17 protein-coding genes and 1 riboswitch are annotated in these 19,195 nt (G+C 31.6%); of the genes, 10 read left to right on the forward strand and 7 right to left on the reverse strand.

Annotation, left to right across the window (positions count from 1 at the left end):
• Nucleotides 1–46 precede the first annotated feature (46 nt).
• The 6 genes from B4H69_RS06365 (at nucleotide 47) to B4H69_RS06390 (ending at nucleotide 6,816) form a co-directional block, all read left to right on the forward strand.
• Complete coding sequence (locus tag B4H69_RS06365; protein WP_280062673.1) at nucleotides 47–721, forward strand: hypothetical protein; 675 nt, start codon at nucleotides 47–49, stop codon at nucleotides 719–721.
• 145 nt (nucleotides 722–866) lie between these two features.
• Nucleotides 867–2,249, forward strand: a complete 1,383-nt coding sequence (locus tag B4H69_RS06370) for a TolC family protein (protein WP_280062674.1) — start codon at nucleotides 867–869, stop codon at nucleotides 2,247–2,249.
• 4 nt (nucleotides 2,250–2,253) lie between these two features.
• The gene (locus B4H69_RS06375; RefSeq protein WP_291093190.1) at nucleotides 2,254–3,246 is read left to right on the forward strand and encodes an HlyD family secretion protein; all 993 of its coding nucleotides are present in this window, start codon (nucleotides 2,254–2,256) and stop codon (nucleotides 3,244–3,246) included.
• 6 nt (nucleotides 3,247–3,252) lie between these two features.
• Nucleotides 3,253–4,434 (forward strand): ABC transporter permease, encoded by a 1,182-nt coding sequence (locus B4H69_RS06380; protein ID WP_291049530.1) that lies wholly within the window; start codon nucleotides 3,253–3,255, stop codon nucleotides 4,432–4,434.
• Nucleotides 4,435–4,469: 35 nt separating this feature from the next.
• Complete coding sequence (locus tag B4H69_RS06385) at nucleotides 4,470–6,359, forward strand: ABC-F family ATP-binding cassette domain-containing protein (RefSeq protein WP_291093192.1); 1,890 nt, start codon at nucleotides 4,470–4,472, stop codon at nucleotides 6,357–6,359.
• Between the two features lie 69 nt (nucleotides 6,360–6,428).
• A riboswitch (SAM-I-IV-variant riboswitch) is annotated at nucleotides 6,429–6,528 on the forward strand.
• Between the two features lie 42 nt (nucleotides 6,529–6,570).
• Nucleotides 6,571–6,816 carry a hypothetical protein gene (locus B4H69_RS06390; RefSeq protein ID WP_291093193.1) on the forward strand — a complete coding sequence of 82 codons (246 nt, stop codon included), beginning with the start codon at nucleotides 6,571–6,573 and terminating at the stop codon, nucleotides 6,814–6,816.
• A 57-nt stretch (nucleotides 6,817–6,873) separates the two neighbouring features.
• Here B4H69_RS06390 and B4H69_RS06395 read toward each other — a convergent pair whose 3' ends face one another.
• Nucleotides 6,874–8,361: a helix-turn-helix domain-containing protein gene (locus B4H69_RS06395; protein WP_291093195.1), complete on the reverse strand. Its 1,488-nt coding sequence runs from the start codon at nucleotides 8,359–8,361 to the stop codon at nucleotides 6,874–6,876.
• A 117-nt stretch (nucleotides 8,362–8,478) separates the two neighbouring features.
• Between B4H69_RS06395 and aceB the strand changes: the two genes are divergently transcribed.
• Together aceB and aceA are read left to right on the forward strand one after the other, a co-directional pair.
• On the forward strand, nucleotides 8,479–10,065 hold the full coding sequence (gene aceB / locus B4H69_RS06400) for a malate synthase A (RefSeq protein WP_291093197.1): 1,587 nt from the start codon (nucleotides 8,479–8,481) through the stop codon (nucleotides 10,063–10,065).
• A 77-nt stretch (nucleotides 10,066–10,142) separates the two neighbouring features.
• Nucleotides 10,143–11,420 (forward strand): isocitrate lyase, encoded by a 1,278-nt coding sequence (aceA, locus tag B4H69_RS06405; RefSeq protein WP_185096041.1) that lies wholly within the window; start codon nucleotides 10,143–10,145, stop codon nucleotides 11,418–11,420.
• 195 nt (nucleotides 11,421–11,615) lie between these two features.
• Here aceA and B4H69_RS06410 read toward each other — a convergent pair whose 3' ends face one another.
• Together B4H69_RS06410 and B4H69_RS06415 are read right to left on the reverse strand one after the other, a co-directional pair.
• Nucleotides 11,616–12,053 (reverse strand): hypothetical protein, encoded by a 438-nt coding sequence (locus tag B4H69_RS06410; protein ID WP_052218006.1) that lies wholly within the window; start codon nucleotides 12,051–12,053, stop codon nucleotides 11,616–11,618.
• A 9-nt stretch (nucleotides 12,054–12,062) separates the two neighbouring features.
• Complete coding sequence (locus B4H69_RS06415) at nucleotides 12,063–13,253, reverse strand: MFS transporter (protein ID WP_135835084.1); 1,191 nt, start codon at nucleotides 13,251–13,253, stop codon at nucleotides 12,063–12,065.
• A 294-nt stretch (nucleotides 13,254–13,547) separates the two neighbouring features.
• Between B4H69_RS06415 and B4H69_RS06420 the strand changes: the two genes are divergently transcribed.
• Both B4H69_RS06420 and B4H69_RS06425 read left to right on the forward strand, forming a co-directional pair.
• Complete coding sequence (locus tag B4H69_RS06420; protein WP_291093200.1) at nucleotides 13,548–14,423, forward strand: AraC family transcriptional regulator; 876 nt, start codon at nucleotides 13,548–13,550, stop codon at nucleotides 14,421–14,423.
• 93 nt (nucleotides 14,424–14,516) lie between these two features.
• Nucleotides 14,517–16,466: an oleate hydratase gene (locus tag B4H69_RS06425; RefSeq protein ID WP_291093202.1), complete on the forward strand. Its 1,950-nt coding sequence runs from the start codon at nucleotides 14,517–14,519 to the stop codon at nucleotides 16,464–16,466.
• Between the two features lie 157 nt (nucleotides 16,467–16,623).
• Here B4H69_RS06425 and B4H69_RS06430 read toward each other — a convergent pair whose 3' ends face one another.
• From B4H69_RS06430 to B4H69_RS06445, 4 genes are all read right to left on the reverse strand, one after another.
• Entirely contained in the window at nucleotides 16,624–17,070 is a 447-nt protein-coding gene (locus B4H69_RS06430; RefSeq protein ID WP_180904738.1) for a hypothetical protein, read from the reverse strand.
• 202 nt (nucleotides 17,071–17,272) lie between these two features.
• Complete coding sequence (locus B4H69_RS06435; RefSeq protein ID WP_180904739.1) at nucleotides 17,273–18,106, reverse strand: hypothetical protein; 834 nt, start codon at nucleotides 18,104–18,106, stop codon at nucleotides 17,273–17,275.
• Between the two features lie 80 nt (nucleotides 18,107–18,186).
• The gene (locus tag B4H69_RS06440) at nucleotides 18,187–18,441 is read right to left on the reverse strand and encodes a helix-turn-helix domain-containing protein (protein ID WP_317169002.1); all 255 of its coding nucleotides are present in this window, start codon (nucleotides 18,439–18,441) and stop codon (nucleotides 18,187–18,189) included.
• 510 nt (nucleotides 18,442–18,951) lie between these two features.
• The coding region (locus B4H69_RS06445) for a DUF6266 family protein (RefSeq protein WP_291093205.1) at nucleotides 18,952–19,195 on the reverse strand (244 nt) is incomplete at its 5' end.

The following is a 19,195-nucleotide window of genomic DNA, read 5'->3' on the forward strand; positions in this document are numbered from 1 at the left end:
TAAAACATTATAAATCACTACCTTTAAAGAGATAATAGGATAGCGTATGAAAAATTTGGTTTATTTATTAATTGGGTTAACGTTTCTGACCCAATCTTGCGAGCAAAAAAAAGAAGCTCCAAAAGAATTAGCGCTTAATACAGAAACATACGAAAGCGCTTTAGACGTTCCTGTGAATAAAGTTGGTGTTCTGATTAATATAGATTCCCTTGGTTTTTTTGATCATAATTCTCAAAATTTAGATCAAAGCATTGATTCAAAATCAATTGAAAATCAACTGAAACAATTAAATTCTAAATTTGATGTTTTTAAAACTATTCGCGATAAATCAGTCAAAATTCTGAACGATAATAAGTATACATATCAAATGATTGATAAATTTGATAAAAAACTAATTCCGAATGAATTAATCACAAAGGAAAATGTAAATCAAGTTAAATTTAATGATTTAAAAAAAGCGATTAATCAAGATGATTTAGTTTTGATTAATGTAAAATCGGGTCTTGATTATGATCCTGCCAACAAACAGAAATACATCGCCAAAACATATGTCTACATTAATATTCTAGACCTTAAAAATAATGCTTTAAAATATAGCGAAACAATTGGTGGAACAAAGTATATAGACGAAACAATCAATAAAAGTACGACGGATTATTTAGAGAAAATGATGAAAGAGTCATTAAACGAAACGTTGGATATTATTGATAATAAATATTAAATACATTGAACTATGCGCCATTTTTTGGCAACTTTTGGAAGTCCTGAACCCTTAAAAAGTTTCAGGATTTTTATTTTTAATAATATTCTAATATTGACTTTTATTCATGGTATATTTTTTGTTAATTTTATGCTAAAATTATAGGATGCTTATTATTCGATATTTATCTTTTATTCTATTATTGACTTCTATTTCGGGCTTTGCGCAACAATTGATTGACCCGCAACTTCGATTACCTGTTGAAAAAGCGATTGAGTCGAGTTACGAATTAAAAAATAAACAACTGGAAGTCGAAAAAAACAATTACCAATATGACGAAGTAAAAGGTAAACGACAACCAAATTTATCTGCAATTGCACTGGGTGGTTATCTAAATTCATACGGAATCATCGATATTCCAACCAAATCAATCGATATTTTGTCCACAGAATTGTTTTCGGGTAATCAAAAATTCAATACCTCAGCAGGATTATTTACTGTCGGAATTAACGCTACTCAAATTATATTTTCGGGATTACAAATTCCAAATGCTTTGAATGCTATTCAGGAAAAAAGCACTGCTTTAGATTATTTGAAAGAAGCTGAAAAAGAAACAATAACCAAAGATATCTTACAAACCTATGATCAATTGATGTTATTGGTCAAAGTAGAAGAGTTAATTTCAAATTCTGCAAAACGTTTGGATAAAGAGCATCTCAAAGTGCAGAAAGCAATTCAAAATGGTTTAGCTATTCCTTACGATCGTGAAAAAATAAAATTAGCAATGTTAGAGTTAGAAGCTCGACAAGTAGAATTGAATGGTAATCGACAATTGTTATACAAAAAATTAGAAACTTTAACGCATCTGTCTGAACAAGATCTTCAACAAATTCAATACGAACTAGCGCCAATTGACATTCTTGCTTCAAGCTATACTTTAGAAAATAAAAAAGAGTTGAAAGCACTTGAACACTCTGTGAAAGCTTACGAATTTTTATATCAAAAAGAAAAAGGTTCGCACTTACCACAAGTTTTTGCATTCGCGAACACCAATTATACGTCAATTTTTGGAAGTCGTTTCAAATTAAAAGATGTTGATATATTAGGTGATGTTAATTTGAAAATAAACCAATTTTCGATGTTTCCTAATATTTTGATTGGTATTGGCGCAAAGTGGGAATTGTTGGATGGCGGACAACACAAAAATAAATTAGTACAAGCGAAAACTGACATTTTAATAAATGAAAACAAGTTGAAAGATTCCCAAGAAAAACTGAATTTATTATTAAGTAAAAACAAAATTGATTACGAAACTTCTACTGAAAAATTGAAAGTAAATAATCAACAAAATACCATTGCAACAAATAATTTAGAAATTGCTTCAAGACGATTTCAAGAAGGATTAATAGATGTAACCGAGCGTTTGGCTGCTGAAAATGATTATTACAAAGCCAATCTAGGTTATTATGCTCAAATCTTAGATCAACGCTCTAAAACCTACGAATTACTTCAAACATCTGGAGAATTATTTAATCAATTATCAAATTAGAATCATGAAAAATACATTATCCTATATTTTTGCTTTAAGCGGATTAATTCTTTTTACAAATTGTAAATCATCTAACAAAGAAAATAAAAAAGAAGAGCAAACTATTTTTCAAGGTAAAATTGAGCGCGATCAAATTAGCGTTGTAACAAAAATTCCAGGAAAAATAGATCAAATATTAGTTCACGAAGGTGATGAAGTAAAAAAAGGACAAACGCTTTTTATCTTACAATTACCAGAAGTTGATGCGAAGAAAAGTCAAGCAAAAGGTGCTGTAAATTCTGCCGAAGCTCAATACGAAATGGCTAAAAAAGGTGCTACAGATAATCAATTGAAACAATTGCGTGCAAAAGTTGCTGGCTTGAAAGAGCAATTAGATTATGCAGAAAAATCAAATCATAGACTAAAAAATATGCTTCGAGATAGTCTTGTCCCACAACAAAGTTATGATGAAGTTTATGCTAAATATCAAGGTGCTAAAAATCAATATTTAGCTGCAAAAGCGGAATTAGCTGATGCCGAAAATGGAGCGCGTGTAGAACAACAACAAATGGCTTTGGGACAAAAAGAGCGTGCTTTGGGAGCTTTGCAAGAAGTTGATGTTGCTGAGGCGGAAAGACACATCAAAGCACCACAAGACATGACGGTTGAAACAATTAATCTGAAAGTTGGAGAATTAGCTTTGGCTGGATATTCTATTGCAAATGGGATTTTGGAAGAAACTACATTTTTTAGATTTACAATTCCTGAGAATAAAATCGGACAATTGCAAAAAAATCAAATCGTCAATTTAAAAGTTCCTTATAAAAATAATATGGTTTTGAAAGGTAAAATTGTTTCGATAAAAGTTCTTAATTCATATGCAAATATTTCAACTGCCTATCCTGATATCGATCAACAACAATCGCAATATGAAGTGAAAGTTGTTCCTGTTGACTATAAACAAGCTGCTCAACTATTGACAAAAGCAAATGTAGTTTTGGATCTTAATGCTAAATAAATTCTGATGAAAACGATTTTTCATTTAATTATACGAGAATTCAAACTTTTCTTCAAGAATCCTGTTTTACCAATTTTATTCTTGGGAGCACCTATTATGTATGGTGTTCTGATCGGAAATGTTTATAAAAAAGGAAATGTAACCAATTTACCAATTATTGTTGTAGACGAAGATCATACGATGACAAGTCAGAAAATTATTCAGATGTTAGATGAAAATGAATCGGTGAAAGTTGCTGAAGTTTTACCTTCAACATTTGATTCTAAGAATAAAGCTTTAGCAATCGGAGCTGAAGTTGTGGTTGTTATTCCTCGAAACTTTCAGTCTGATGTACAACAAAAAAAATTACCTGAAATCGCTTATTTTGTAGATGCTTCAAATACGTTAACTTCTAATACAGCGGCAATCGCAATTACGACAGTTTTAACAACAATGAAAGCTGGTATTTCAATAGAAACAGCTCGAAAACAAGGTGTTCCAGAATATATTGCAACACAAAGCTACGAACCATTCAAATCAACGATGATTCGTCAAAATATCAGAAGTGGAAACTACTTATATTTTATGCTTCCAGGTGTTTTATTAACCGTTTTACAACAGGTTTTATTATTAGGTTTAGCACTTTCATTTGCTTCAGAATTTGAGAACAGAACATTTAATGAATTAATCTCAAAATCATCCAATCCATTTACCATTTTATTCGTCAAAACTTTTCCTTATTTATTTATGTCAGTATTTATATATATGCTGTATTATTGGTTCGGAATGTTTTATGACATGAAATTAGAAACCGAGTTTTGGCCATTCTTCACTTCTTCTCTTGCATTTATTTTAGCCGTTTGCTTTTTAGGATTTTTAGTCAGTATTCTCCTTCCAAGCCAACTAAAAGCAACCGAAGTTTTGATGGTTGTTGCAACACCAAGTTTCATTTTAAGTGGATTTACATGGCCTTTAAGTCAAATGCCAAAATGGATTCAAGCAATTGCAGATTGCATTCCATTAACACATTATTTGAAAATATTCCGAATACTTTTCATCGAAAAAGGCGATCCTACCCTAATTCAACCGCATTTAAATAATCTAATTGTAATAGGAAGTATTTGCTTTGTCTTATCTTTGGCTATTCTAATCGTTAAAATAAGAAAAGCTAAACAATCGATGAAACAAATCGAAACAGAAAAGATTTAGCATCTTTTTTTAATTTACAAAACAGATAATAAACCATGAATTTTCTTACAGTTGAAAATCTAACCAAATCATATGGAATCAGAACTTTATTTGAAGATGTAAATTTTCATGTAAATGAAGGAGACCAAATCGCATTCGTAGCAAAAAATGGAAGTGGAAAATCTACTTTACTTAAAATTTTAGCTGGATTAGAAACTGCCGATTCTGGCGAAGTTCGTCCAAATAAAGGTGTTAAAATCTTGATGTTGGATCAAAGTGATGACTTTGACGAAAACTTGAAAAGTGAAGAATATATTTTCAATCATTCGAATGAAGTTTTAGATGTTGTTCGTCAATATGAAAACATGATCGAAAATGACCCAACAAATCCTGATTTAATAGATTTAATGGGAAAAATGGATGTTTTAGATGCATGGAAAGTTGAGCCAACAATCAAAGAAATTTTATCAAAATTGAAGATTGATTTCTTGGATCAAAAAATTGGAAAACTTTCTGGTGGTCAGCGTAAACGTATTTCTTTAGCGAAGTTTTTGATTGATTTAAGTTTCGAAACTGGATATGTTCTTTTAATTTTAGATGAGCCTACCAACCATCTGGATATAGAAATGGTGGAATGGCTTGAATATTTCTTGAACAAAGAAAACAAAACATTGATTTTGGTTACGCACGATCGTTATTTCTTAGATGCAATTTGTACCAAAATTCTTGAAATGGAAGACAAAACATTGTATGTACATTCGGGAAATTACGAAACTTATATTACGAACAAAGCATTGCGTATCGAAAATCAAAATGCAACAATTGACAAAGCGAAAAACCTTTATCGTAAAGAGATTGAGTGGATGCGTCGTCAACCACAAGCGCGTACAACAAAGTCTAAATCTCGTATTGACGCGTTTTATGATACCGAAAAAGTAGCTAAACATAAAATTGTCGATCAACAAGTAAAATTAGAGATGGTAATGACACGTTTGGGTCAAAAAATCATCGAAATGGAACATGTTTCGAAAGCATTTGGTCAAAAGAAAATTTTAGATGATTTCTCATATATTTTCGCTCGTGGTGGAAAAATTGGTTTAGTTGGAAAAAATGGAGTTGGTAAAACGACTTTCCTAAAAATGTTAGAAGGAATCGAAACTATGGATTCTGGAACAATTGAACGTGGAGAAACCTTAAATATTGGACATTTCAAACAAGATGGAATTGATTTCAAAGAAGATGAGCGCGTCATAGAATTTGTGAAAGATATTGCAGATTTTTTCCCTCTTTCTAATGGAAAAGAAATGCGTGCAGAACAATTCTTAGAAATGTTTTTATTTACGCCAGAACAACAACATACATTCATCTCAAAGTTGAGTGGTGGAGAGAAAAAACGTCTGCAATTATTAGCAATTTTGTACAAAAATCCTAACTTTTTGATTCTTGATGAGCCAACAAACGATTTAGATTTACCTACTTTAACGGTTCTTGAAAGTTTCTTAGAAGAATATCAAGGTTGTTTATTAGTTGTTTCCCACGATAGATATTTTATGGATAAAGTGGTCGATGAATTGATGATTTTTGAAGGCGAAGGAAAAATTTCTCGTTATATGGGAACATATACAGAATATCACATCGAGAATAAAAACAAGCCCATAACTGACGATAAAAAGGTTGAAAAAGAAATCGTTATTCAGGAAAAAGTTGAATCGAAAGAGAAAGTTGTAGAGACAAAACCAAAAAAATTATCGTTTAAAGAACAGCGAGAATTAGAAGAAATTAATAAATCTTTACCAATTCTTGAAGCCAAAAAAGAAGAATTAACGAATTTACTTTCCGACCCAAATTTAGGTTATGACAAAATCGCAACTATTGGAGATGAACTACAAAAAATTGTAGACGAATTAGAAGAAAAAGAATTTCGTTGGTTAGAATTAAGCGAATAAAAATATTGAAAAGGAACTTTTTTTGAGTTCCTTTTTTTTGTTTTAAAAATTTATTTCTACATTTACTCTATCAATCATCAGGAGTTTCTGAAAAATCAGAACACCAACCGAGCCAAAACCGCGCTACGGTGGTATAGAATGAGGGCAAACGCCAAAATAAAAGGTTATTCTCCACTCTATCCTGTTGTTTTTATCATTAAAAATTGAAACAATGGAAAATCTAAAAAATGAATTTGTCGTATTATTCCGTGAATTAGCTGACAACGAATTAGTCGATCGCTTTAATCAAAATGTAGGAAACAGTTCCTGGAATTCTGCAAGAAGATGTTATGTCAAAACATTATTTGACGAATTACAATACCGTAATTTTGATTGCACAACCATAGAAAGAGGAAACACATTTTCACTTCAACATTATGTCATATTAATTGAAAATAGATTAGAATATTTAGATTAAACATAAAAAAAGGAAAACTTGAAACAAGTTTTTCTTTATATTTTATGGTAGACAATATTACTTACTCTGCTCTTTTATAAAATCATTAATCGTAACATTTAATCGTTTATTTCGGATATCTTTTTCAAAACGAATTGGTTCTGCAACACGTTCTGCACAATCTTTCATCCCACAATTTTCGCACGTAACTGCAACTTCTTTTACAGGAATTGATGGGTCATTCATAAATTTAACTTTACGTTGTGCTGATTTATACAACACACCTATCGTTACGCTTCGTAAATAATTTGGATTGAATGGATCTTTCGTTGCAGAAGAAATTACATAATATTTTTGATTATTATTGAACGGATACAACGAAATTTGTGCAGAAATCTCATGATGATCATCTTGATGTTTTTCCAATTCTTTCAAAACATTTAACGAAACCCAACGTCGACAATAATGCTCATCCGTTTCATTTGCTTGCGGCGATTGTTGTTGATTAAGGTGAAGTTCTTTCGTTAATTTATATGAATTTGAACCAACCTTTGCTGACAAACGCAAGAAAAACAAATCACGAATATTAAAATGTTTGGGTAACAAATTTGTCATTCGTTGATAAACCGTTTCAGGAGATTCGGTATATTTTCCAAGAATTTCTTGAAATTTAGACAAATCATGATGCTCTATAACAAACAAATTCTGCATATCCTTCAACAATTTTTCTTCTGGTAACAACAACGCTCCAGCAAAATAAGATGCATAAAAATTGTTTAACAATTGATCAAAATTATCGAAACTTGCCCACGAAAATGTATACAAACGTTCCTTCAAATCAAGGTAATTATAGCCTAATTCTTTCGCTAAAATAAATCGTTTTTGATCATTGTCAGAATTGATATTGATATACAAAAGTTTTTTCTCTTTGATAAAAATAGAACGCAATTTCGCTAAATCCTTCCCTCCTAAAGAAGTGAAATCTTCATAAAGAATGGTATAATTATATTCTTCTTTCAGAATTTCCTCCATCGTTTCATTTTTTACAAAATCTTCTGATTCAATCAAATATTCTTGTAAAAAACTCTTTGCTGATTTTTCAATTTCAGGAAAATAATTATCATTTGCTTCCTGAAAAGACCTCAACGAAGCCAAGAAAAAACTTTCGCGTGTAAGATTATAATTATTACCTATTTCAATCAACGTAGAAATAAACGCATTTACCTTCATTGGTGCGTTAGAAATGATCTCAATTAAATCTCTTTCTTCTATTCCGAAGAGTTCCAAAGGAATTTCTTGCAATAAATTTGATTGTAGAATCTCAGCGACTGGTGCTAAATTTTTATCTAATTTTAAAGAAACTATCTCATCGTAAGGAATTTCCAACGCTTCGGCAAGAGCAACAATTTTATCAGTTTTTGGATATTTTTTACCTTTTTCGATCTCATTCAAATACGATTTCGAAAGACCAGTTAACTTAGATAACTTAAACAATGACAAATCCTTAGCCGTTCTTACTTGTTTTAGTTTTAACCCAAAAATTAATTTAATGTATTCTTCTTGCATAATTTTTTCAAAAATATTTGGTAAATGTAAACGAATTTTTATAATTTAGCGAACGTTCGCTGGAAGTAAAATTCCGCTCGAATAACCAAAACCAAAATTACAACAAAAACACAAAAAATGGATACTATTACAAGTGAATTAAAATTATCGCAGAATAAGCTGGATAGTTATCCAGATGTTTTGACAACCGAAGCGGTTAAATTTTTAACAGCTTTACACAAAAATTTCAACGAAAGACGTTTAGAACTTTTGGCGAATCGACAAGAAAGACAAATCTTTTTTGATTTGGGGAATTTTCCAACTTTTTTGTCAGAAACAAAAGAAATCAGAAATGGGGATTGGACAGCAGCTCCTATTCCAGCTGATTTACAAGACAGACGCGTTGAAATAACTGGTCCAGTCGATCGTAAAATGGTAATTAACGCGTTAAATTCTGGCGCTAAAACATTTATGGCCGATTTTGAAGATAGTAATTCTCCAACATGGGATAACAATCTTCAAGGACAACAAAATTTAAGAGATGCAGTAAATGGTACTATTTCATTCGAAAATAATGGAAAAAAGTATCAATTAAACGAAAAAACTGCTGTCTTGCTTGTAAGACCGAGAGGTTTACATTTGAATGAAAAGAATATCATAATAGATAAACAAGAAATATCAGGCTCACTATTTGACTTTGGTTTATATTTTTTCCATAATGCACACACGTTACTTTCCAAGCAAAGTGGGCCTTATTTCTATCTTCCTAAATTAGAACATCACCTAGAAGCACGCTGGTGGAACGATGTTTTTGTTTTCGCACAAAATTATTTGAACATTCCACAAGCTACGATTAAAGCTACAGTTTTGATCGAAACTATAACAGCTTCTTTTCAGTTAGATGAAATTATTTACGAATTAAAAGACCACATCGCAGGCCTTAACTGCGGTCGTTGGGATTATATATTTTCTTATATCAAAAAATTTAAGAAACACCCAAATTTTATTGTTCCAGATCGTTCACAAGTTACAATGACTTCGCCTTTTATGGCTGCATATTCGCAAGCAGTTATTCAACGTTGTCATAAACGAAACATACATGCAATTGGTGGAATGGCTGCTCAAATTCCGATTAAGAATGATGAAAAAGCCAATGAAATTGCCTTTGAAAAAGTGAAGAATGATAAACTTCGCGAAGTAAAAAATGGACACGATGGAACGTGGGTTGCGCATCCTGCCTTGGTAAAAGTCGCAAAAGACATTTTTGACGAATATATGCCACAAGCTAATCAAATTTCCAATAAGCGAGAAGATGTTGTAACAACTGCCGAGGCTTTGTTAGAATTGCCAAAAGGAACAGTTACAGAACAAGGAATTCGAGACAATATTAATGTCGGAATTTTATACATCGAAAGTTGGTTATCTGGAAAAGGTGCCGCAGCTTTATATAACTTAATGGAAGACGCAGCAACAGCAGAAATCTCTCGTACGCAGGTTTGGCAATGGTTAAGCCAGTCGATTACGTTAGAAAACGGATGCGAATTTAACAGTGACAAATACAAAAAATTAAGAGCCGAAGAGGTTCAAAAAATAAAAGAATTAGTTGGTGAGGAAAACTATTTGAAAGGAAGATTTGAAGAAGCTATTTCAATCTTTGACGAATTAGTTTTATCGCACAAGTTTACCGAATTTTTAACATTACAAGCCTATAAGTATATTGATTAAGCCCTTATAACCAGACACACAAAAAAAGAAATACACACACAACACACATTCATAAACAAAACACAAAAAACACAATTATGAGCAATCAAGAAAGAATTCAGAAGATTCGGCAGGATTGGGAAACTAATCCACGCTGGACAGACATTGTTCGTCCTTATTCAGCAGAAGATGTTATTCGATTAAGAGGTTCTTTGGACATCGATTACACTTTAGCAAGATTAGGTGCTAAGAAACTTTGGGAAGGCTTAAATTCGAAGCCATTTATGGCGGGTTTAGGCGCTTTGAATGGTAATCAAGCCATACAAGAAGTGCAAGCTGGTTTGGATGCAATTTATCTTTCGGGATGGCAAGTTGCTGCAGATGCAAATCTTTCGGCAGAAATGTACCCAGATCAATCATTGTATCCAGCCAATTCGGTTCCCATGGTTATAAAACGTATTAACAATGCGTTGCGTCGTCGCGATGAAATACAATCTGTTACCGAACAGGGAAACATTGATTATATGGTACCGATTGTTGCCGATGCAGAAGCTGGATTTGGAGGAAACTTGAATGCTTATGAATTGATGAAACAAATGATAGAAGCTGGTGCTGCTGGCGTTCATTTCGAAGATCAATTATCATCAGCCAAAAAATGTGGTCATCTTGGAGGAAAAGTTTTAGTTCCAACACAAGAAGCAATTAACAAATTGGTTGCAGCTCGTTTAGCAGCAGATGTTTGCGGCGTTCCTACTCTATTGGTTGCAAGAACTGATGCAGAAGCTGCGAATTTGATTACTTCGGATATTGATGAAAGAGATCAACCTTTTATTATACAAGGAAGTAGAACTTCTGAAGGTTTTTACAACGTGAGAAATGGCTTGGAACAAGGAATTAATCGAGGTTTAAGCTATGCGCCTTATGCTGATTTAATTTGGATGGAAACATCTAATCCAGATCTTGGAATGGCAAGAGAATTTGCACAAGCGATTCGAGAAAAATATCCAAATCAGATGTTAGCTTATAATTGTTCGCCTTCATTTAATTGGGCAAAACATTTAACAGAAGCTCAAATGAAAACATTTCGCGAAGATTTAGCTGAAATGGGATACAAATTCCAATTCATCACTTTAGCAGGTTTCCATGCGATGAATACCTCTATGTTCGAGTTATCACGTGCTTACAAAGCCAAAGGAATGGCGGGATACTCGGCATTACAAGAAAGAGAGTTTGCGTTACAAGAAGAAGGTTTTGCAGCTGTAAAACACCAATCTTTTGTAGGAACACAATATTTCGATTACGTACAAAACACAGTGCAACAAGGCATTTCGTCTACTACGGCTATGGCCGAAAGTACGGAAGCCGCACAATTCTAATACATACTTTTCAATTAAAAAGGACGTACCGCAACTACGTCCTTTTTTTATTTTTGATTTTGACTTCTTTACAACATCCTTAAAAGATATATTTTTATTTATGGTCAGGCTAAATTCCATTAAATTTAGCATTCAAAAAAACACCTCTATAACCTCCTCAAGGAGATATTGTTCACATATTTTCATTCAAAATTATCAATCAACTTTCATAATCTGAAACGACTTTCCATTCATTTCGAACGTATCTTTTTCCGATTTCCCAACTAAGATTTTAGCCAAAGGGGTTTGAGTTGATAGCACAAAAATCTTTTTATTCTCGAAAATAATTTCTCCAAAACTACACGCCATACAGAAATTTCCCATCGTAGTTTCAACATAACTTCCTAAACCAATGGTTTTGTTCTCTACAATTTTTATTTTAGAAAAGATGTCTTGCTGAATCAACACTTCATTCAATTGGTTTTGAATTCGAGTAATTTCCTGTTGCATCATTTCGCGCGATGTTTCATATTTATCGCCCATACTACTTTTGGTATCGTTGTTAGAGGCGCGTAAATCGTCAATCAAACCATTCAAATACGTTATTTTATCTTCGATTTGTTGTGCTATAAATTGATATAATTCTGCTTTCATTTCTTTCAATTAAATTGTTTGAGGCTTATTCTTAAATTTCAGCATGTAAATGGTTCCCAAAAGACAGATAAATGCCGATACATAAATCACCATCGGAATGCGATCCAAATAATCCTGAAAATACCAACCCGCACACAATGCTCCAAGCCCTATCCCCGCTTCCATCGCAATATACATTGTTGCCATCGCCTTTCCACGTTCATCAGGTTTACTAAAATCTATCGTCCAAGCATTTAGTGCAGGTGAAAGAATTCCGGTTGAAATTCCATACATCAAACCACCTAAAATCAACCCTATCTTTGCATCAATAGAAGCTAAAAGTACCAATGCAACAATCAATAAAACCAAGCCTAATTTTATCACCAACACACGTCCTTTTTGGTCAGATATTTTACCTGCAAAGAAACGAACCATCATCGATGATATTGTAAATACAATAAAGAAAACACCTTTATTTTGAAAACCTAAATGTTCGGTCCAATCTGGAATTAACGTTAATATAGAACCATAAGCAACATAGGAAAGAAACGTAATCAACGCCGCTGGTAAAGCTTCTTTTGCAAAAACATCTTGCTTCGAAATCTTTAGTAATCCGAACGAAAACTTCTGTTTATTTTGTAAGGTTTCTTTCATATTGAATAAAATCAATATTGACAATAATGCAAAAAACGAAGATGTAAAAAACATCACATTAATCGATGAATATAATGTAATTGTACTTCCCAATGCAGGTCCAATTGCCATTCCGATACTGAAACAAATCCCGTGCAAGCCCAATGCTTCGCCCCAACGTTCGCGCGGAATAATATCTGCAATGTAAGCTGCTGTTGCAGTAGGTTTAAAACCTGTCGAAAAGCCGTGTACCAATCTCAAAAATAAAAAGCCTGAAACGGTTGTTAAAACTGGATACAAAATTCCGCATACAAAACAGACAATAGAACCAACTGCCATGATAGGCACACGCCCCACTTTATCTGTTAATTTCCCACTAAAAGGTCTTGAAATTCCCGCAGTCAGTGTAAATAATGCAATAATAAATCCTTTGTACTCTGCTCCTCCCATGCTACTTAAATAAGCTGGTAACTCGGGAATCATCATATTGAAACTCGCTGAAAACAACAACGAACTCAAACACATTAAAATAAAATGGAGATTATAAACGGGATCTGAATTTAATTTTTTCTTGATGGCAGAAAACATAACGGATTTTTTGCAAAGGTAATTTATCTCAACCGAAACAAACTACACAATCCAAAAAGTATTACTTGTTACAAAAAAACGCTTACATCATTCAACATTGTTAGTCGATATTTCACTGATTCTATTAATGAAATTTCTTATTTAAGAGTTACTTAGTTGATGTGAAAATAACTTCAACATTAGAATACAGTTAAAATACCTTATTGTATTTAATTACTTACTAAACAATTCTTATTTTAGCTTTATCAATTCTACTACCCTAAAAAACGATCTAACCAACTATTATTTTCAAGCATGAAAAACTATGAAAATCTAAAAGAGACCTTGTCTTTTTATGGCGTAAATTGTAATAAACTATATTATATCTCATCAGGAAATCCAATTTTTGCGTTTCCTGAAAGATCATTTCGAATCGACTTTTATGCATTTTGTATTTGTTTATCTGGCTCAATAGAAGTTGAGATAGATTCTCAGAAATATTGTATTACTCAAAATGAATTCTTAATTTCTGCTCCTTCTACTGTTTTGAAAATTCTAGATACCAGCTCTAATTTCAGAATGAAATTGTTATTTTTTGAGAAAAATTTTCTCCTTAAAAACATTTCTAATCCTTTCTTTATTGATAAACTTAATTTGTTTACACATCAAAACTTTACAGTTTGTAAGGCAAATAAAAAAGAAGCGAATCATCTTTTTATGTTAATCAATTATCTTCAAAAGCAACGAGAAAGAAATGTTTTGTTCTTAGAAGATATTGTTCGATCGATTATTTTCACTTTACTACTTGAATCTGCCTCTATAATTGCTGAACAATATTCAAAAGAAAATAAAAATCATTCTCGCGAAATCAACACTCTATTTTGTAAGTTTACACAACTTGTACAAAAAAATGTTATCGCTCACAAAGACGTACAGTTTTATGCAGATCAATTATTTATTACAAATAAATATTTGATTCACCTTGTAAAAAAAGCAACTAAGAAAACTCCACATGTTATTATTGACGAATATTTATTAAAAGAAGCGTATGTTTTGCTTGGTTATTCAGAGAAAACAATTGTCCAAATAGCATTAGATCTAGGTTTCAACTCTTCTTCATCTTTTGGTCGGTTTTTTAAAAAATACACTTCTATTTCACCTCAACAATATAGAAAACAACAACATATATAAAAAAAGAAATTTGGGATACAAATGACGAATTTCGGGATACTTTAGAAAAACATTAAAGCGTAATTTTATTGTAGAATCTTAAAATAAATAATTATGGATAAAGTTACTTCAAAATTTGACAACGTTTTAAATCATTCTACTATCTACGGAAATATTGATCATCAACCAGATGCGAGTAAAGAAACACCAAGAAACACTCCAGAAAAATCTTATCCTTTCTCTGATCAAATAGGAAATTACCAACGCAATAAAGGAATTCCTACAAAATCTTATAAGGACAGTAAGGTATATATTGTAGGAAGTGGTATTGCAGGTTTAGCTACTGCCTATTATTTTATTAGAGACGGACATTTCACTCCAGAGAACATCACATTTATAGAACAACTTCAGGTCGAAGGAGGTTCGTTAGATGGAGCTGGAAATGCAAAAGATGGTTACATAATTCGAGGAGGTCGAGAAATGGATTGTACCTACGAGAATTTATGGGACATCTTCCAAGACATTCCTGCATTAGAGTTACCAGAACCTTATAGTGTTTTAGACGAATATAGATTAGTAAATGATAATGATTCTAATTATTCTATTGCACGTTTAATTCATGAAAAAGGGAAAGTAAAAGACTTTAGTAAATTTGGTTTGAATAAGAAAGATCAATTAGCTATTATCAAACTTTTGTTGAAGAAAAAAGAAGAATTGGACGACATAACGATTGAAGATTATTTTAATCAATCTTTCTTAGAAAGTAATTTCTGGACATTTTGGCGTACAATGTTTGCCTTTGAGAATTGGCATAGTTTACTAGAGTTCAAATTATATATGCATCGCTTTTTACATGCGATTGATGGTTTAAATGATCTTTCTTCATTGGTATTTCCTAAATACAATCAATACGACACTTTTGTTACGCCATTAGGTAAATGGTTAAAAGAAAAAGGAGTAAAAATTCAGTTAAATACACTAGTTAAAGATTTAGATTTATTAATTAATACAGAAGGAAAAGTAGTCAAAGGAATTATAACAGAACAAGATGGACAAGATGTAATTATTCCTGTCACACCAAATGATTATGTTATTGTAACTACTGGTTCCATGACAGAAGATACTGCGTATGGAGATAATACAACAGCTCCAGTCTTAGCGATAGATAATAATACAAGTGGTCAAAGTGCAGGATGGAAACTATGGAAAAACCTTTCTGCCAAATCTCCTATTTTTGGTCGTCCAGAAAAATTTTGCGGGAATATTGAAAAATCTTCATGGGAATCTGTTACTTTAACTTGTAAACCTTCTGCGTTAGTAGAAAAACTAAAAGAATATTCTGTTAATGATCCATATTCAGGTCAAACGGTTACAGGCGGAATTATTACCATTACAGATTCTAATTGGTTAATGAGTTTTACGTGTAATCGTCAACCACATTTTCCTACACAACCAGATGATATTTTAGTTCTTTGGGTTTATGCATTATTTATGGATAAAGAAGGAAACTACATCAAGAAAACAATGCCTACTTGTACAGGAAACGAAATCCTAACAGAATTATGTTATCATTTAGGAATTGAAGACCAAATAGACGACGTTATAGAGAATACAATCACTCGTTCTGCTTATATGCCTTACATCACATCTATGTTTATGCCTAGAGCAAAAGGAGATCGCCCACAAGTAGTTCCAGCTGAGTGTAAGAATCTAGGTTTAGTTGGTCAATTTGTAGAAACCAATAACGATGTAGTTTTCACAATGGAAAGTTCTGTTCGTACCGCACGTATTGCAGTTTATGAATTACTTAATTTAAATAAGCAAGTTCCAGACATTAATCCATTACAATACGACATTCGTCATTTATTAAAAGCAACTAAAACGTTGAACGATGATAAACCATTTATGGGTGAAGGTTTATTGAATAAAGTTTTAAAAGGAACTTATTTTGAACATATTCTACCTATTGGATCAGATTCATCACAAGAGGAAGAAGAAAAAGAATCTTTTCTATTAGAACAATTTGGTAAATTCAAAGAATGGGTAGGACATTTTAGAGGTTAAAATCACCCTCAATTCAATCCTGAATACCAATACTATAAAACCAATAAAAGCTTCTAAATCTTTAGTGATTTAGAAGCTTTTTGAGTATTACTATATTTTTTTCTATTTAAAAACTATACCAGCTTTTATTAATAAATAATTAGCTATAGTGATATTATTATTGAATTATTAAAGGTTTTATTTCAAATTTTGATTCAATATTTTCCTTTAATTTTAGAAATTCTGTTGTATTCATAATATGCAAATCAACATCAGTTAATCCAAATGGTCCATTTTTCTCAGTAATATATAGTCCATTTTCAAGCTCAATTATTGCTTTCTCCATTTCATCAAGTTCATTTTCGAAATATTTAAAATGATAATTAATGATTTTTAAATTTAAAATTAATTCTATTGCTTTAGATTCAACTTTCCTTGCTAATTCAAACTTTTTTAAAGTTTTACTTTCATTCCATTCTTCTGTTGGAAAGTAAGGAATTTGAATTACTTTATCATTATCAATTTTTATAAAAGACTCAAACTCCTGTAATCCATACTCATTTTCTGGGTTATAGCAATATTTTATTTCGGTTATAATTTTTCCAATACTATCAGTCAGGGTCATTTTACAAAATTAAACTTAACAATATTTCTTTACAAAAATAAACAAAATCAGTTTTACAAAAAAGTTGTCATTTCTGCATTTCATTCAACAATACCCCAATATACACACTATCTCAACCACTCCCAACACCTCATAAAAAAAGCTCTTATCAAAGAGCTTTTTGGGATATTACTAGCTATAATTTGTAAAATTATTACGAATGTTATCGGTTTGATATTGTTTTCTTACTTCTACCACGATATAAAATCAGTAATTTATTCAAACTTCTTATATCCGTATTATAATCGTCAATTAACAAACGTTCTGCACCATCTGGGTGATAATAACTTAAGTAATAACTCGTATGTTTTCCTGAACTTTTGCTAATGGCTTCTTCATTATAAATATCGTCCCAATTATAAAAATCTGTTGATATTGTTTTAATTCCTTTGTCATTAATTATGATTTGAGGTTCTTTGTTAGTTGCCTCTTTATAGTTCTTGTAAGCACAAAACGCACCTGCAATAGAAAAAATAGAACCAACAGTATAACTATGATCTATTAGAAGCAAATAGACACCAAAACCAAAAGAGATACACATAATCGCCATCTCAACAAAATTTTTACCTTTTGCATAATAAATAATTGTTTCGTTAGAAATCGTCAAATCATCTTGAAAAACATCTTCTTGATTGAATTTATTTGACAGCGTATTTAATTTTTCTACGTCTTTTGTAGTACGAATTTCTGTCTTTCCGAAAATACTATTGTCTGAGCAAATTAATTTTTCTTGAATTGCTCGTTTCTTTAGTTCATGAATATTTCTAACATTCTCAAAAGCCCAAATTCTCCATTTCGTAATCATAAAACTCCACCATAACCAACTAACAACCATTGCAAAGATAAAACCAACAGGAAATCCCCAAGTAGGAATAAATTTTTGGCTACCTAAATAAAATGTAATTCCAAAAATCCCAATGGTAATTGCTAAAACAGGATAAGTAATCATTCTATGTCCTTTTGAAATAGCTTCGTCAACTGTTACAGTTTCGTTCATAATTTTATCTAAATTTTATCTACAAAACTAATAAACAATATACCAAAATACAAAAACTACCCCCACAAAAAAAGCTCTTATCAAAGAGCCATTTGGTTAAAAAACTGTTTTGGATAATAGAATTTATTTCCAAACTTAATATAAGGAATCTTATTCGTTTTCCTCATCCGATACAACGTTTTGTCACTCACGTTAAGCAAACTTTTCAGGTCTGCATTATCATAGAATTTCTGACTTTCTTCTAACAGTAGAAAAGTTTTTTGGAATTCTAGTAGCAGGAGTTTCATATCCTTCAATGCCTCTCCATCATTTTGTGAAAATAAATCATTTTTCATATATTTAGTTAGGGTTAGGACTAACCAATTTACAACATAAACATATAATAACCAAATATTTACAAAACAATAAATATTCCTCTACGCATAATCAAGCTATCTCTTTTCTTCTTGTAGAGTACTCAAATCGATTGTGTTAGACAATAAACTAGCGTATAGTTGGAATGTTTTAGGATTAAAACCATTAATATAAACGAGGTTCTGTCAGAGTTTTACACCAAGCATAAAGTTCAAAAGATAACATATGTCCACTACCCAAAAAAATAACCACATAGAAACATAAAACCAAATGATTTTGTATTGAAATTAGTTGTTTACCTATTCGTATTTTCAACTAATCTTTACAAGCCATCATTGCTAAAACTATGTCTCAATGTGGTTAAAATAAATTTGAACAACATTTATAAAATTCTATTTTCGATACAATTTTTCTTCATTCTTCTACGTCGTTAATTAAAGTATTGTACCGAAAAATCACTCCAATCAACAAACTGCATTTCATGACTATCCTTATACAACTGTATGCTCGCCAAGGTAGATACTGGTACTCGCCATCGCCTTTGTTTCACTATTCAGAAACGCCCAAAAGTTAACCTTTTTGCCATTGTAATAGGTTGGTAAAGCAATATCTATAATCATAGAATTACGATTCTCAATATTTTGAAATACTTCAAACGAATTTAGTTCTTCACAATAGCAAATAACATTCACAAGATCCGAAGGCTGCGCATTGCCTTGCCCAGAATTATCTTCC

This window comes from Empedobacter sp. UBA6745, from assembly GCF_002453775.1.
In the GTDB taxonomy this organism is placed as follows: Bacteria; Bacteroidota; Bacteroidia; order Flavobacteriales; family Weeksellaceae; genus Empedobacter; species Empedobacter falsenii_C.